Source organism: Alteromonas sp. McT4-15, assembly GCF_020515205.1.
In the GTDB taxonomy this organism is placed as follows: domain Bacteria; phylum Pseudomonadota; class Gammaproteobacteria; order Enterobacterales; family Alteromonadaceae; genus Alteromonas.
The window spans coordinates 1-15,734 of the sequence record NZ_JAJALG010000020.1 but is presented as its reverse complement, the minus strand read 5'-3'; the positions used below and the strand labels follow the sequence as shown (position 1 = coordinate 15,734).

13 protein-coding genes are annotated in these 15,734 nt (G+C 43.1%); 9 read left to right on the top strand and 4 right to left on the bottom strand.

Going from position 1 to position 15,734, the window contains the following annotated elements; genetic code table 11:
• Position 1: 1 nt before the first annotated feature.
• Positions 2-1,633 (bottom strand): diacylglycerol kinase family protein, encoded by a 1,632-nt coding sequence (locus LHL20_RS13860; RefSeq protein WP_226433718.1) that lies wholly within the window; start codon positions 1,631-1,633, stop codon positions 2-4.
• A gap of 214 nt (positions 1,634-1,847) precedes the next feature.
• Here LHL20_RS13860 and LHL20_RS13855 point away from each other — a divergent pair, with 214 nt between their 5' ends.
• Both LHL20_RS13855 and LHL20_RS13850 read left to right on the top strand, forming a co-directional pair.
• On the top strand, positions 1,848-2,372 hold the full coding sequence (locus tag LHL20_RS13855; RefSeq protein WP_226433717.1) for a DUF2878 domain-containing protein: 525 nt from the start codon (positions 1,848-1,850) through the stop codon (positions 2,370-2,372).
• A 26-nt stretch (positions 2,373-2,398) separates the two neighbouring features.
• The gene (locus LHL20_RS13850; protein ID WP_226433716.1) at positions 2,399-3,103 is read left to right on the top strand and encodes an SDR family NAD(P)-dependent oxidoreductase; all 705 of its coding nucleotides are present in this window, start codon (positions 2,399-2,401) and stop codon (positions 3,101-3,103) included.
• A 2-nt stretch (positions 3,104-3,105) separates the two neighbouring features.
• Here LHL20_RS13850 and LHL20_RS13845 read toward each other — a convergent pair whose 3' ends face one another.
• Positions 3,106-3,936 (bottom strand): HAD family hydrolase, encoded by an 831-nt coding sequence (locus LHL20_RS13845; protein WP_226433715.1) that lies wholly within the window; start codon positions 3,934-3,936, stop codon positions 3,106-3,108.
• A 185-nt stretch (positions 3,937-4,121) separates the two neighbouring features.
• Positions 4,122-4,679 (bottom strand): hypothetical protein, encoded by a 558-nt coding sequence (locus tag LHL20_RS13840; RefSeq protein ID WP_226433714.1) that lies wholly within the window; start codon positions 4,677-4,679, stop codon positions 4,122-4,124.
• Between the two features lie 406 nt (positions 4,680-5,085).
• Here LHL20_RS13840 and LHL20_RS13835 point away from each other — a divergent pair, with 406 nt between their 5' ends.
• From LHL20_RS13835 to LHL20_RS13815, 5 genes are all read left to right on the top strand, one after another.
• The gene (locus LHL20_RS13835) at positions 5,086-6,123 is read left to right on the top strand and encodes a DNA topoisomerase IB (RefSeq protein WP_226433713.1); all 1,038 of its coding nucleotides are present in this window, start codon (positions 5,086-5,088) and stop codon (positions 6,121-6,123) included.
• A gap of 433 nt (positions 6,124-6,556) precedes the next feature.
• Positions 6,557-8,056 (top strand): sodium/proline symporter PutP, encoded by a 1,500-nt coding sequence (gene putP / locus LHL20_RS13830; RefSeq protein WP_226433712.1) that lies wholly within the window; start codon positions 6,557-6,559, stop codon positions 8,054-8,056.
• 16 nt (positions 8,057-8,072) lie between these two features.
• Positions 8,073-9,182 (top strand): glutamate 5-kinase, encoded by a 1,110-nt coding sequence (proB, locus tag LHL20_RS13825; RefSeq protein ID WP_226433711.1) that lies wholly within the window; start codon positions 8,073-8,075, stop codon positions 9,180-9,182.
• Positions 9,179-10,426 carry a glutamate-5-semialdehyde dehydrogenase gene (locus LHL20_RS13820; RefSeq protein WP_226433710.1) on the top strand — a complete coding sequence of 416 codons (1,248 nt, stop codon included), beginning with the start codon at positions 9,179-9,181 and terminating at the stop codon, positions 10,424-10,426. Before proB ends, LHL20_RS13820 begins: the two co-directional genes overlap by 4 nt.
• 186 nt (positions 10,427-10,612) lie before the next feature.
• Entirely contained in the window at positions 10,613-11,548 is a 936-nt protein-coding gene (locus LHL20_RS13815) for a mechanosensitive ion channel family protein (RefSeq protein ID WP_226433709.1), read from the top strand.
• On the opposite strand, the gene LHL20_RS13810 is transcribed toward LHL20_RS13815, so the two are convergent.
• The gene (locus LHL20_RS13810) at positions 11,545-12,099 is read right to left on the bottom strand and encodes an HNH endonuclease (protein WP_226433708.1); all 555 of its coding nucleotides are present in this window, start codon (positions 12,097-12,099) and stop codon (positions 11,545-11,547) included. The two genes, LHL20_RS13815 and LHL20_RS13810, sit on opposite strands and share 4 nt — an antisense overlap.
• Positions 12,100-12,425: 326 nt before the next feature.
• On the opposite strand from LHL20_RS13810, the gene pnp reads away from it, so the two are divergent.
• Both pnp and LHL20_RS13800 read left to right on the top strand, forming a co-directional pair.
• Positions 12,426-14,537 (top strand): polyribonucleotide nucleotidyltransferase, encoded by a 2,112-nt coding sequence (gene pnp / locus LHL20_RS13805; RefSeq protein WP_159625706.1) that lies wholly within the window; start codon positions 12,426-12,428, stop codon positions 14,535-14,537.
• A 162-nt stretch (positions 14,538-14,699) separates the two neighbouring features.
• Positions 14,700-14,993, top strand: a complete 294-nt coding sequence (locus tag LHL20_RS13800) for a DUF1244 domain-containing protein (RefSeq protein WP_061485818.1) — start codon at positions 14,700-14,702, stop codon at positions 14,991-14,993.
• Positions 14,994-15,734: the final 741 nt, after the last annotated feature.

Here is a 15,734-nt window from a genome sequence, read left to right as displayed (position 1 = left end):
CTTAACGCTCCTTTTTTTCGAAATTGGTCAGTACCGTCAAACTGCGAGGACGGGATGTGATCACAAGTTTTTCACTTTCATAAATCTCACCGTCGACGGCGTAGGGGGTTACACTGTCAAAGTGCAGTGTTATTTCGCTACCTTGCTTATGCTGAATTGAGTCACTTTGCTTTTTTGCTTGTACGGGGCTAAGCACAAGCTCCGCAAGCGAAAGAAACTGTCTATCTGAATTCGTTTGCGGTGTTAGCCATGTTAAATCGAGCTTTCCGTCAGTGATATCGGGGGGCTCAGAACCCTGGGCAAGTGCTGTTGTCATCGGCGCGGCATTGGCGATAACTAAACTTGGGGTTTCTAATGTTGTTTGCTCTTCATCGTCAATAGTCATAGTGAAAGCCATATTTTTGTTGTTGGATATGGCATTCCAAAGGCCTTTTAGGTAGGCAAACTGACCGCCCATATTCTTTTGTTCACGGTCTGCTGCAGAAATCATTTTTTCCTCGAAGCCTACAGCAGCGACCAGTAACATGACGTGGTCGTTACATGTTGCGGTATCGATAGCCATGGTATCGCCCGCTATAATGACATCACACGCGGTACTGATGGGCATTACTTTGCTTAAGTAACCATGCAGTACTTGGCTTAGCGCATTTGCGGTACCGAAGGGAATTATACCCATCACCACATCACTATTTACCAATGCACTTGCAACTTCAGTTAGCGTGCCGTCTCCGCCACACGCTACAACAATTTTTGCCCCTGTATTACGCGCTTCTTCGGCAAGTGTTTTACCATTGATATCTGGCGTGGTTTCTTTCACTGTAACGCTAAACTTTTCATTTAGCCTTGAAAGTACTTCGTCTCTATATTCATCCCACTTTCCACCGCCTGCAACAGGGTTCACAATAAGTGTTAATTTTTGTTGCAAAGACAGTAGCCCACCTTCTTTTACTTTCTCTAGTGCCGCCAATTGGCGCTTGTTGAGTCTAGCGGTTTGTCGAATATCATTAATTTGAGAAAGTGCTTCATTTACTGAAAGGCTAGGTTTTTTCGCGAGTAAAAATGCGGCCACGACCAACACAGAACGCCCACGCCCCAACGCGCAATGCACAACAACATTCTTGTTTTCGTCTATTTGCTGTTGTAGCCAGTTTATTGCCATTACAAGTTGCTCTGGCGTGGGACTGGTGTGGTCAAGCACAGGAATATTCAGATAGCGGAAGTCTTCTTGGTAAGCGGTCCAATCTAGACCGTCAAATTCGGCCGTGACATCTAAAATGGCATCAATATTATTGTCGTTTAATATCTCTACGTGCTTTGATGACATGCGACATGCCAGAAAAAGCTGAGGCTCAATTTGTTGAAGAGGAGGGACTTTATCAGTTCTTCTTGCATACTCGTTATATAACCAAGAGCCCAACAAAAAAGGAATAAAAATCCACCGAATGTAAAAAGGAATTGACCCATCTTCGCGTTTGCGAAATAAGCTTGGATAGTTCAGCAGATACGCACTGCTAACAGCAATTAAAGAAAATGCGGTCCATGCAAAAAGCACCGCTAATAGCGCATTAGGTGCCCACACCGTAAGAAGAAGAGCAATAATAGCGCCAAGCACGTAGTATTTAACCATTTTCACGTAAAACATATCCTTTGCTACTTTCTATATGCTTCTATACGTGTTGTTGTTCATTTCGATTACTTTCATACGTGTCGACCCTTGTCGATGGGAATGTTTCTTAAAATGAACTTACTTAAAATTGAAGACGTATTCCAATTGTATAAACGCGTGCAACATGTTGATTTAAGAATATGTGTATCTGCACGTATTGCTGTTTAAAAGAGTAGGGCTGATGAACCGAAGTACCGTTATTAAAGTAGGCAATTTCGTCTGGTTTCAAACTATCTGGTGGTTGGTTATTCTTTTTCAGAATGATGCGGTAGTGCCCGTTATGTTGCTGATTTTGGCATGGATAGCGTTGTCTCCTAAGCGCCTCGAAGATGCCAAACTGATGGGGACTCTATTCTTACTGGGAACAATAGTCGATGCTGCTTTGACAAACGTTGGGCTTTTTATCTTCAATGAAACAAAAGTCTTATTGCCTGGTTGGCCCATACCTATCTGGCTCAGTCTGCTGTGGGCAGCCTTTGCGGGTACTGTTTATCACAGCATGACGATGTTTCAAGGCCGGGTATTGTTGGCTGCAGCGGGTGGGGCAATCTTTGCGCCGCTAAGTTATATAGCTGGTGCTAAGTTTGGCGCCGTTGAACTAGGTCTAAGTATGACGTGGGCGTATGCAGCTATAGCAGTAGTTTGGAGCGTAGTATTTCCGTTTAGCTTTTTCTTATCGACAAAACTCGAGCGACAGACAATATAAACGTACTTGCAAGGAGTGTTAATACAATGACAAAAAATGTCTTAGTAACAGGTGGAAATCGTGGTATCGGCTTAGAAGTAGTAAAGGGCCTTTTGCAAGAGGGTTATAAAGTCTTGTTGGCTTGTAGAGACGAAGAGTCTGGTTTAGAGGCCAAAAAGGATATTGTTGGTGGCGACCTTCACGTTATAGAAATGCCGCTAGGCAACGAAACCTCGATTGTTGATGCGTTTGTAAGAGCTGAAGCGGTTTTTGGGCCAATCGATATCTTGGTGAATAATGCTGGCGTGCTTGATGACACATACTGGCGCGATGTCAGTGCAGAACAATTCGCCAAATCGATGCAAGTAAACGTGAATGCACCGCTTACGTTGATACAGCAAGCACTACCGCAAATGATCGAGCGCAAATTTGGCCGAGTTATTAATGTGAGTTCTAGTTACGGAAGCTTTGATGAGCAGTTACAAGGGCCATTGTGCTACGCCATCTCCAAAGCTGCGTTGAACGCATTAACGGTGAAAATGGCCGCTGTGGTAGACGAAGCTGCAAAAGACGATGATATTGACGTTATGGTAAATAGTATGACGCCAGGTTGGGTTCATACTCGTATGGGGGGGGCTGATGCACCGAAAACACCAGAAGAGGGGGCCGATACCATTATTTGGTTAGCTATGCACAAAAAAGGAGGCCCCAATGGAAAGTTCTTCAAAGACAGAAAAGCAATTAATTGGTAATTTTACAGTGAAAAGCGCTCTCTAAGGAAACGTGCAATGCCATCTTCATCATGATGACCGATTACTGATGTTGCGGCTTCTTTAATCATTTGCTTCGCGTTAGATGGCGCATAAGCTTCATCAGCAAACTGAAACATGCTGATATCATTGTCGCTATCACCGAAGCATATAATATTAGTAGCACCCAATTGAGATTTTAGAATTTCAACCGCGCTGCCTTTATTCGCTAACGTATGGTGCACGTCCATCCAGCGATACTCTTCGCCTTCTATTGCTGGTCCTGAATAAGCGATAAGGCCCTCTGTAGCGTTTAGCTGCTGATACATCTCGTAAATCACTTTGGCGTCTCCAATCATGCTTATGTTGGTAATGTGAGCATGAAGGGGGAGGCGTTCTGCACTTTCCAGCACTGCCTTAGTACGCGAAAAATACTTGTCGATGAGTTCACGCTCGACGCGATGCATTGGTGCAGAATGGTAAATAACGTGTTCGTGATTATCACTCGCCAAATCAACGGTGTTGATAAAAGGCGTAATATTGTTTTCCTTTGCACAGGATAAAATAGTATTTACTTCGTTCGGAGCCAGCAAATTTTCGAGAGTAAGTGCCTTGCCAGTTGGGTCCCAAATGGCAACACCATTATTATAGATGTGAGGCAATACAAACGGCGTATCTTGAATAACATGCTGAGCAGAGTGCATGGTTCTACCTGTTGCAACGGTATATGCAATATCATTTTCGGCAAGTAGCCCAAGGGTGTCTTTTGTGTATGACGAAATTTGCGAAGACTTATTGAGTAATGTTCCGTCTAAGTCGAAAAATATAAGGTCCATGATGTGCCCAACCAACTTCAAAAAAAGGGCCAATAGAAACGGCCAGAAAATAAAACGGCAAATAAGCATAATACGCAATTATTGCCGTTTTGTTTACATTCCTTTTATGATGTCGTACCAGAACCAAGCTTTATAATCATTAATGCCGACACTAGTGATGCTGAAAAGTGCACGGTAGATTACTTTTATCTAACCGACTCAACAACATTACCGGCATGCCTATCTAACAAAGTGATTACTTCATCAGATGATTGTGATTTGCGCATATTTATTACCATGGCGACTTTGCCGTAGCGTATCGCATGTTTGACTGACTGAATGAGATGGTCTCTATCAGGGCGCAACCCCAACAACCCTGCAACAAATAGCCCTACAAATATTCCTGGACTGATGAGCGCGATGTAAGTGAAAAGAGCATTTTGTTGCGTAAGCGCTGGGCCGAACTGCGTAAGTAAGAATGCGGCAACCATTCCAACAATTAAACCAACGCAACCAAGCAACAAATGTGAAGACCACAAACTGCGCCCAATTTTATTGCTGCTTTTTTCAAGTTTTTCGCTAAAGTAAGGATCACCCGCATCAATCAATTCGATTTGCGACGGCTCAACCTCAGTATTATCGCGAACAATCTCAACCATTTGTTGAGCACGTTGTTTTGACTCGAAAATAGCAGCCACTTGTAGCTTGTTACTTGAAATAACCGCCCCTCGCAAATTTTTGTGATTTGAAAATGTAGTAGACATCTTAGCACCCTAAATATCCATGTTTGACTCAACGAGAAATGCATTTCTCTAATCTATAGTAAAGGTGTATTCAAGTTATGTTCCGACCCCATTTGGGCACTACATAATTTGGAAGTATGGCGTATCCCAAGCTCGTTATTTCATTCTTATGTTATTGAATTTTATAGAGTAGTGGCGGTCATTACACCTGTTTAATCTTCTTTCAACCACGAGCTATTATTAAAAAAGAGGCAATATTTAAAACGACCTTAGTAATAGCAGCTACCCCCGGACTTACATGGTGTGTGTAATTTACGCATACCTTGCGAAAGCCTTACAGACCCTGCTTTGTATCAGTAATGGTGATCATTGTTGAGGTGTTGTCTGTAATCAATAACGAATGAAAACGCGATAATGGAGTGTTGCAGTGGAGAGAGTGGGGTTGTGTTATCACTACAACGACGACAGGCACCTGTCAATAAGCAGAATAAAGTGTGGTAAAAAACGCTTTTATTACCGCTATGCGAGTGGCAGAAAAGTAAATAGTAAACGTGTGCTTAATCGCATTAAAGGTTTGGCCGTGCCGCCAAACTGGCGTGACACGAAAATTAGTAAAGATAGTAAAGCGAGTATTCAAGCAATTGGAATAGATGAGAAGGGACGAAAACAATACATCTACCATCAACGCTGGCATGAACATCAGCAGGCGGTAAAGTTTTCTCGCTTGTTGGAATTTGGAAAACAGCTTCCTCAGTTTCGGCAGCGCTGCTTGGAGCTGGTTGAAAAAGAGGCATGGAACTACGAGAGGGCTTGCGCGCTGGTTTGTCTGTTACTCGACTACACAGGTGCACGTGTAGGTAACGTACAGTACAGCAAGCAGAATAATACGTTTGGACTGACAACCCTGCGCCGTAAACATCTTCAGAACTTTTGTGAAGATGGGGTGGCGCTTTCTTACATTGGTAAGCATGGTAAAACGCGCAACCTAAGTATTGACGACCCCGAACTTGCCAAGCTTATATGCGAAAGTGCGCAGCAACAAGGCTACAGCCTATTTCGATACAAAGATGAGTCATCACGATGGCACGATATAACCAGTGAAGATGTTAACGCGTTTATTCACGACAACATGAGTGAAGACTTTAGTTGCAAAGATTTTCGAACATGGGCAGCAAGTCGATTTGCGTTAATGTGCGTAGGTGATACGTACCGCGAAATACAAGAGTCAACAAATAAGAAATGGCAGAGCACATTGAGTAAACGCGTTGCTGCTGAAATAGGAAACACGCCCAGCGTCTGTCGCCAGTATTACATTCACCCGAAGCTATTATGTTTGGATGGCGACCCCCAACGGCTTCAATATACGCTTTCTCAAATCGATACTTTTTCTCTTGATGCCGAATACAACCTTGAGGCTCTTTCACCTGTTGAAAAGGTTCTTATGGATATTATTTCGCCTCAATGAGTTATATAATGCTTTCTTTTTCAAAATGACTTCAAAAGCACTTACTTTGCATAAAATGTAGTTCTTTGTACCGTTTTAATTGTGTTTCACGAATCTTTTGTTTGTGCCTTTGTTATTGATATTAATATGAAATATTTTAATTTAAAGGCCGTTTCTTCGTGTGAAACAAAAATGGGTAATAATTCGTATTAAAGCGGTTTAAGACCTGGTTGAACAATAATTGAACTTGAAATAAATTATAAAACCTTTATATTGTTAGAGCTCAAATGATTATTGCTCTACTTAAATAGTGCTTATTATATGAAGTTCTTTGAAGAGATAAGCAGCTTGCATGACGGATTCGTGAGATCAGTCGTGTGTACATTTAAGAACGCTTGAATGTCGAGAACAGTAATCGTTACTACTATGAGCAAAAGAGGATTAGTTCTACGTTATGCCATTAGAAAGTTACTTGTCGCTATCGGTTTATTTTATAGCGATGCTTGGGATAGGTCTTTTCGCCTACCGCCAGTCCACAAGTGATATTTCAGGTTACATTTTGGGCGGCCGACAAGTAAGTCCGCACGTCACCGCGCTATCAGCTGGCGCGTCAGATATGTCTGGTTGGATGTTGATGGGGCTACCAGGTGCAATGTTCGTATCGGGATTTGATGCGGTATACATTGCGATAGGCTTAGTGGCTGGTGCCCTTGCCAATTACTTATTAGTAGCGCCAAAACTGCGTGTTTACACTGAAATCGCAGATGACGCACTTACGGTACCTGAATTTTTTGCAAAACGATTCAATACGCCAAATGCTAGTTTACGCATAGTGTCAGCTGCCATCATCGTTATGTTTTTCACGCTGTATACATCTGCAGGGCTGGTAGCAGGCGGGAAGTTGTTTGAAAGCGCATTTTCAGTTGATTACCAGTTGGGGCTTTTCATCACACTCGGTGTAGTTGTTTCTTATACCTTGTTAGGTGGCTTTTTAGCAGTAAGTCTCACTGACTTTGTACAAGGCTGCATTATGTTTATTGCGCTTGTTCTGGTTCCTATCGTTGCCTTCAGTGAGTTCGATAGTGTGACCCAAATGACGTCGGCAGCGTATAAATCAGTGCCGAGTTTTTCAGAATCGTTAGAAACACTAACGGCTGTCGGTTTACTGTCGAGTTTGGGGTGGGGCCTTGGGTATTTTGGTCAGCCGCACATTATTGTTCGATTTATGGCAATACGTTCAGTAAATGCTGTCAGTACGGCCCGAAATATTGGTATGTCGTGGATGACTGTGACGATTATCGGCGCGTTAGCGACAGGCTTTGTTGGTATTGCATACGCTAATCAATTTAATTTGGCAGTGGATGATCCAGAAACAATATTTATCGTTTTTTCACAACTATTGTTTCACCCACTCATTAGCGGTTTTCTAATGGCAGCCATTTTGGCAGCCATAATGAGTACGATTTCGTCACAATTGTTAGTGAGTGCGAGTTCACTTACGGAAGACATTTATCGTGTAGTGACGAAAAAAGAAGTAAGCGAAAAGCAAACAGTGACCATCGGTCGTTACGGCGTAGCAGGCGTTGCAATTGTGGCTCTGCTACTGGCGTTGGATGCCTCTAACACGATTTTGTCACTGGTCAGTAATGCGTGGGCTGGATTTGGCGCAGCATTCGGGCCGTTAGTACTCTTTTGTTTATACAAGAAGGATCTTACCGCAAAAGCGGCACTTGCAGGGATGATGGGCGGTGCAATCACCGTTTTATTTTGGATTTACGCTCCGGTGCTTGATGGCGGTGAAACGTTGAGCAGCGTGGTATATGAAATTATTCCTGGTTTTGCAGTAAGCACATTGTTGCTTTATGGGGTAAGTCGATTAGATGAAAGCCCTTCATTAAGTGTTCAACAAACATTTATGCAAGCCAGTAAAGAATTAGCGAATCAACAATCTTAAGGTTTAAAAGTTTATTATGAGTAACCCTAATTGGAAACGTGTAGTGATAAAGGTAGGTAGTGCACTAATATCGCCCAATCAACAAGGGTGCAGTAGTCATTATCTATTGAGTATTGCTCAATTTATCGTACGTTGCAGAGCGAATGGTACCCAAGTGGTGTTAGTTTCGTCTGGTTCGGTAGCTGCAGGCGCACACCTGTTTCCCGAGCAAGAAAAATCAGACATAGCGGTTAAAAAAGCAATGGCCGCCGCAGGTCAGACTGAGATGATAGCGACGTGGGATAGACTGTTTGATTTTCCTTCGGCACAGATGCTACTTACACACGCGGACTTGCGTGATCGTGAGCGTTACGTAAGTATTCGCGAAACAATTTTCAGTCTGTTGGATAACAATATCCTACCTATCGTTAATGAGAACGATACGGTAACAACCGATAAATTAAAGGTTGGAGACAACGATAACTTGTCTGCAATGGTGGCATCGGCCTCAGAAGCAGACGCACTGATTATCTGTTCAGACATCGATGGACTGTACGACAAGAATCCGCATGAACATGATGATGCGACCTTGCTGAAAACAGTAGATCACATTGATGAGTCTATATATGCCATGGCAGGTGGTGCAGTGAAAGGTGGTGTGGGTACTGGTGGTATGCGCACTAAAATAGAAGCGGCTGAGAAAGCTGTTTCGCATGGTATAGACACATATATTATTAACGGCTTTACTGAGCTGTCGTTTAATATGCTGCTAAATGGTGAAAACCCAGGCACGCACTTCAAGCCTCACGCGAAACCGATGCAAGAAAATGTGCATTGGATGCGACATACGTCGAACGCGCAGGGCGAGGTAATTGTAGAAGGTGACTTCGATGCCTCACTCGACAGCAATGCAGACCAACTTACCAGTAGCGAGATAGTTGACGTAAAAGGTGAGTTTTCGGTAGGCGATACCATTTTGGTTCGTAAAGAAGATGGAACCAAGTTAGTGAAAGCTAAATCGAATTACAGTAGCTGTTTATTGAATTTTATTGCTAATCAGGAAAATGAAGAGTTCGCCAACGAATTCGAAGAGAAAACAGGACCGATTATTTCTGATCAGCACATAGCAAATCTGGAGAAAGAATGAGTATTATTACAGAGTTAGCACAACAGGCAAAACAAGCTGCACGTACATTGGCTATTTTAAGTGAAAGCCAAAAAAACGCGGTGTTAACTGACATGGCGGCAGCTATTCGCGCAAACAAAGACAAAATTATTGCGGTTAATGAGAAAGAAGTAGCACGAGCAAAAGAAAACAACCTTGATGCTGCCATGGTAGACCGCTTAATTTTGAACGACGAGCGCATTGAATCTATGGCCGAAGGTATCGAAGTTATTGTTGAACTTGACGATCCGGTTGGTAAAGAGCGTGTTATCGGCACTCGCCCTAATGGGATAGAAATTAAGAAGATGCGTATTCCATTAGGGGTTGTGTGTATGATTTATGAAGCACGACCTAATGTTACCGCAGACGCTGGCGCGCTGTGTTTCAAGTCTGGTAATGCGGTTATTTTACGCGGTGGTAAAGAAGCGTTAGACACAAGTTTAGCGATTGCTGAGCTTATGCAGGATGTGCTTGAAAAGCACAATTTACCAAAAGCATTGGTCACTGTAGTGCCAAATCCAGATCGCTCACTTATGCAAGAGCTTATGGAGCAACGCGATTACATTGACGTAATTATTCCGCGCGGTGGCGAAGGGTTAATCAACTACGTTACCGATAACGCGAAAGTGCCGGTTATCCAGCACTTTAAAGGTGTGTGTCACTTGTATGTAGACCAAGACGCTGACCTTGATAAGGCAATGGGTTTATTACTTAACGGTAAAACGCAACGCACAGGTGTATGTAACGCCCTTGAAGGGTTATTGGTTCATTCTGCTGTTGCAGGTGATTTCCTTCCTAAAGTAGCTGAAGCGTTTAAAGAGAAGGGCGTTAAGGTACATGTAAATGAAAAAGGCAGTGCCTATTTCACTGATGCAGACATCATCGCGGAAGACGCTTACGGTGAAGAGTATCTAGGGCTTGAAATTGCCATTCGCGTTGTTGATGACTTCAATGCCGCAATCGATCATATTGCGCAATTTGGTAGTAACCATACCGAAGTTATCTGTACCGAAGACGCAGAAAAAGGCAAGTTGTTTCAGCGTGCTGTTGACGCAAGTGTGGTTATGGTTAACGCGTCATCGCGTTTTTCTGACGGTAGCCAACTTGGACTCGGTGCGGAAATTGGTATTGCCACAACCAAGCTACACGCGTATGGCCCAATGGGACTCGAGTCGCTGACATCTGAGAAATATTTAGTAAATGGCGAAGGTCAAATTCGCGAATAACGTGATTGGCTTATAAATGAGACTGCACAGTATTTACCCGGTCTAACTGGTCGGGATTGTGCCTCAAGTCTTCATGCTTCATAATGCAAAGCGCTGACAGTAGTCGGCGCTTTTTTATGTTTTATCATAAGTTTATTGTTACGCATCACTAACAATAACTGCACTTTGCAACAGGATGGAGCCAACATGGAGATAGTGATAGACCCAGCACAGTTGTGGCAACAACTCATTGCATTTGCCAATGAGTATAAGCTGCTCACATCTTTGGTGCTGTTGGTCATTCTGCACTACATCAAGAAAGGCATTTTGCGCCTTATCAAACGGCGAAGTTCTCGTCGCGGTGAAGACCGCCGCAATCAAATAAACATCCTCGAACAGCTCGGCAACGCATTCATTATTATTTTGTTGATGATGGTGTGGTCGTCAGAAATTCAAACCTTAGCTATCTCTATTGCGGCGTTCATGGTAGCAATTGTACTGGCTACCAGAGAATTTATTCAGTGCTTTATGGGGTTCATTTACTATTTGGGGGCAAGGCCTTTCAGGGTAGGTGATTGGATCCAAATGAACAACGTAATTGGTGAAGTGGTTGAAATGGACTGGGCAAAAACCGCGTTGCTAGAAGTTGATGCAGAGACATTCAATTACACGGGTAAGCACGTTTATGTGCCAAATAGCCAATTGGTGACCCAGACCGTAAGAAACTTAAATTTTATGCGTCGCTACCGATTACATTCGTTTGAAATTGTGAACGAGCCAACCGTTAATGCATATAGCTTGTTACCTGCCTTCCATGCAAGAGCACAAGCCCATTGTGAGTATTTTCGTGATGTGGCAGAACGCTATAAAGGCTTGATAGAACGCCACTTAGAACAAGAGTTTATTCGAATTGATCCTGAAGTTGAAATAAAGACCAACGAACTTGCCAAAGTGGTAGTTAAAGTTAGTCTGTTTTGCCCAACTGCTGAGGCTCACGAGTTAGAGCACAAAATGTGTTCCGATTGGCTAAGTTTATGGTTTAAAGCCATGAAAGAAGAGCAAAAGCAGATTGAATTGCAACAGGGTGATCAATCAGCAGCACAACTCCCACAAAGTGTTACAACCAGCAATAGTGCCCTTTAAATATTACAGGCCCAGCTACGGTTGCTGGTAAAGTGACTTTGCAAAAATGCCATTTGATCAGCCAGTATTCGCCTGTTCATAAGGTAAAAGCGTTCATAAACGTTGGGTCTAAATGGTACGGCAAGCAAAGGCATGTTTGCTTCTTCTGGGGTTTTCGCGCCTTTGGCGTGATTACAGCGCTGACAAGCCGTTGCTACATTCGTCCACGTATCTTTGCCACCTCGAGAGCGGGGAATAATGTGGTCGCGAGTTAATTGTTTTGGCGTGAATTGATGGGCACAGTACAAACAAAGGTAGCTGTCTCTTCGAAACAAATATCGATTAGTAAGTGCCACTTTGCCAGAAAGGTCAGTTACCTTGCCATCACACGCGATTATGCTCGACAGTGTAAGTTGGCTTTGAAGGCCCTGATGATTCCAGCCACCTTTTAAGGTAATAGCATCACTGCCAAGCTCAAATAATACCTTATCTTGGCTATAGAGCTTTGCAGCTTGTTCAACATCTATCCACTCTTGTGGCATGCCTGCTTTATTTAATCGAAGTACCAACATGGTAACCCCCTTAGCACACTTATTTTTAGACGTTCTTTTTGAATTGTTTTCGCTTTTGTTTACTTATGAAAAGTGAAGACGACTTGTTTCCTTTTTGTTCTAGCATACGCTTTTTTGTGTCAGTATGATGAAAATATAGTCAATAATTGAAATTTCACAGATATTTCATATAGTCATGGTGCGATAGAGCATTACGATAAAACACCCAATAACACGACAAATTCTTCGCGGGGCTGCATTTGACCATGGTATTAATTCCACTTCATGGCTATACTATGCGCCGCGTTTAAAAGCGATAAATAAAGATTGAAATTAAAGGACAAATAGTGACTCCTATTACTAAATCATTTCAGTATGGACAGCATACTGTAACTCTAGAGACGGGTGTAATTGCTCGTCAGGCAACAGCTGCGGTTCTTGCGAGCATGGACGACACGTCTGTACTGGTAACAGTAGTTGGTAAAAAAGAAGCCAAAGCAGATCAAGACTTCTTCCCATTAACTGTTAACTACCAAGAGAAAGCGTACGCTGCGGGTAAAATCCCAGGTGGTTTCTTCAAGCGTGAAGGTCGTCCATCTGAAGGCGAAACCTTGATTGCACGTCTTATCGACCGTCCAATCCGCCCATTATTCCCAGAAGGTTTCAAAAACGAAGTACAGGTTGTTGTTACTGTAATGTCTGCTAACCCAGATATCCCTACAGACATCATCTCTATGATTGGTACTTCTGCAGCCCTTGCTATCTCTGGTATTCCATTTAACGGCCCAATTGGTGCGGCACGTGTTGGTTACAGCAACGGCGAATACATTCTAAATACACGCAACGAAGAGCAAGCTGAAAGCGAACTTGACCTTGTTGTTGCGGGTACAGAAGGCGCAGTACTTATGGTTGAATCAGAAGCTAGCGTGCTTTCTGAAGATACTATGCTAGGTGCGGTTATGTTCGGTCACGAGCAAATGCAAACAGTAGTTAACGCGGTTAACGAATTTGCGGCCGAAGTTGGCACTGAGAAGTGGGACTGGGCACCAGAAGCAGAAAACACTGCACTTAAAGATAAAGTTAAAGCACTAGCTGAAGCAGAAATGACTGCGGCTTACCAGATTTCTGACAAGTTAGAGCGTAAAGACGCGGTAACTGCAGCAACTGAAAAAGCACTTGAAGCTATTCTTGCTGAAGACGAAGAACAAGACAAGAAAGAAGTACTAGACCTTCTTCACGAACTTGAGTCTGACGTTGTACGTTCACGCATTCTATCTGGCGCGCCACGTATTGACGGCCGTGACCCAGCGATGATCCGTGCACTAGACGTGGCGACAGGTATTCTTCCTCGTACTCACGGTTCTGCACTATTCACACGTGGTGAAACGCAGGCGCTAGTAGCTGCTACGCTTGGTACAGAGCGTGACGCACAAATGATTGACGAGCTTCAAGGCAAGCGCGACAGCCGCTTCATGCTTCACTACAACTTCCCTCCATACTGTGTTGGTGAAACCGGTATGATTGGTTCGCCTAAGCGTCGTGAAATTGGTCACGGTCGTCTAGCGAAGCGTGGTATTCAAGCAGTAATGCCAAGTGAAGAAGAATTCCCGTATGTAGTTCGTGTGGTTTCTGAAATCACAGAATCAAACGGTTCATCTTCAATGGCCTCTGTTTGTGGTACTTCACTAGCGCTTATGGATGCAGGTGTACCAATTAAAGCGTCTGTTGCGGGTATCGCAATGGGTCTTGTTAAGAGCGACGACAATTTTGTTGTACTTTCAGACATCCTTGGCGACGAAGATCACCTTGGCGACATGGACTTTAAAGTAGCAGGTACTACCGAAGGTATTACTGCACTTCAAATGGACATCAAGATTGAAGGTATCACTAAAGAAATCATGCAAATTGCGCTTAAACAAGCAAAAGAAGCACGTTTGCACATTCTTAAGACCATGGACGAAGCGATTGGCGGTCACCGTGAAGAGCTAAGTGAATTTGCTCCACGCATCTACACAATGAAGATTGACCAAGACAAGATCCGTGACGTTATCGGTAAAGGCGGCGCAATGATCCGTCAAATTACTGAAGAGTCTGACACTAACATTGAGATTGAAGACGACGGTACTATCAAAATCTTTGCGACAGAGCGTGCGAAAGCAGACATCGCTATTAGCAAGATTGAGCAAGTAACGGCTGAAATTGAAGTGGGTAAGACTTATAACGGTAAGATTACACGTATTGTAGACTTCGGTGCGTTTGTAGAAGTACTTCCAGGTAAAGAAGGTCTTGTTCACATTTCACAAATCGCTCACGAGCGTGTGAACAAAGTAACTGACTACCTAGAAGAAGGCCAAATGGTTGACGTTAAGGTTATGGAAATCGATCGCCAAAACCGTGTACGTTTAAGCATTAAAGAGCTTCTAGAAAAGCCTGCGCCTAAGTCTGACGACGCAGAATAATGGCAATTAGGTTTTAAACCTAGTTAGTCACATATAAGTAAAAAGGGAGCTTGGCTCCCTTTTTTCGTTTTTGGGTTTAAAGAAATAATAACGGGTTGGGTTTTACCCGTTTACCCACACATTTAAGCCATAACGAACGCGCTTTTTTAAAGGTAATTGATAATGGATAAGCAAACGCAAACTGAAGTAGAAGCCGCGGTATTTCGCCGCTTAGTAGAGCACTTGGACGCGAACAAAGACGTTCAGAACATTGACCTGATGATTTTGGCCGACTTCTGCCGTAACTGCTTAGCAAAATGGTATTCGGCGGCTGCAAGCGAGCAGGGTGCTGATATTGACTACGAGGCGGCACGCGAAGTGGTATACAAAATGCCGTATTCAGAATGGAAAGAAAAGCACCAGCTTCCTGCCACTGACGAGCAGCTTGAAAAGCTAGCTGCCAGACAGAAAAAGTAACAGTTGCTATGTGTTTAAGAAGCCAGCGAAAGCTGGCTTTTTTGTGTTTGGCTGCGTGAAATACACCAAAATCACCTGCACACCGATTTGGTGTTTTTAATATATGAGCGAAAAACGACAACACGGTTTTTGCTTTATTTCTCTGTTGGTTGTGGTTTAAAGTAGTGAGCAATAAAATGAACAAATACCCTAAAGTGGTGTGGATTAGCATGACGGTTTGGGGACGAGTAAGCTCTTAGCTTCCTTAAAATATAAAGGAATAAATTTGGAAAACGTAGACAAGCATCGTCATACAAGAACAGTTTGTGGCTCTGGGATCATGGTCATGCTTCCTGGATTTTTTACATTTGCGGATTACAGTAATCCAAAAGTTTTTGCGGTAGTCCCTTTACTTTTACTCCTATGCTCATCAAGAGTATGTAAAGCGATTCTGCGATCTCAAGAGCAAACAAGCATTTTTGTAATCTGCGCTTTAATATCCGCTGGTAGCGGCCTTGCTTACAGGTACACAGAAACATTCCTATTTCTATTAATTGTTGTATTTCTTCCGCTGGTTTGGCTCAGTATTAGTTATAAGTCAATTAATAACTCGCTCATACGCATGGAAAAAAATGAGAACTGAATTGATTAATTCAGAAGCAGCTAACACATATGAGCCCAACTCCTGTCAATAGGTAATAGTTATTCGCTGGCTGCGCTAGCAGTCAGTCCAACTCCCTAAGCTAAACCTCCTAACTTCAT

Excerpts from the sequence above, each read along its gene's own strand:
- LHL20_RS13855 (WP_226433717.1), top strand. The coding sequence starts at position 1,848 with ATGAACCGAAGTACCGTTATTAAAGTAGGCAATTTCGTCTGGTTTCAA.
- LHL20_RS13850 (WP_226433716.1), top strand. The coding sequence starts at position 2,399 with ATGACAAAAAATGTCTTAGTAACAGGTGGAAATCGTGGTATCGGCTTA.
- LHL20_RS13845 (WP_226433715.1), bottom strand. The coding sequence starts at position 3,936 with ATGGACCTTATATTTTTCGACTTAGACGGAACATTACTCAATAAGTCT.
- LHL20_RS13840 (WP_226433714.1), bottom strand. The coding sequence starts at position 4,679 with ATGTCTACTACATTTTCAAATCACAAAAATTTGCGAGGGGCGGTTATT.
- putP (WP_226433712.1), top strand. The coding sequence starts at position 6,557 with ATGCCATTAGAAAGTTACTTGTCGCTATCGGTTTATTTTATAGCGATG.
- proB (WP_226433711.1), top strand. The coding sequence starts at position 8,073 with ATGAGTAACCCTAATTGGAAACGTGTAGTGATAAAGGTAGGTAGTGCA.
- LHL20_RS13820 (WP_226433710.1), top strand. The coding sequence starts at position 9,179 with ATGAGTATTATTACAGAGTTAGCACAACAGGCAAAACAAGCTGCACGT.
- LHL20_RS13815 (WP_226433709.1), top strand. The coding sequence starts at position 10,613 with ATGGAGATAGTGATAGACCCAGCACAGTTGTGGCAACAACTCATTGCA.
- LHL20_RS13810 (WP_226433708.1), bottom strand. The coding sequence starts at position 12,099 with ATGTTGGTACTTCGATTAAATAAAGCAGGCATGCCACAAGAGTGGATA.
- LHL20_RS13800 (WP_061485818.1), top strand. The coding sequence starts at position 14,700 with ATGGATAAGCAAACGCAAACTGAAGTAGAAGCCGCGGTATTTCGCCGC.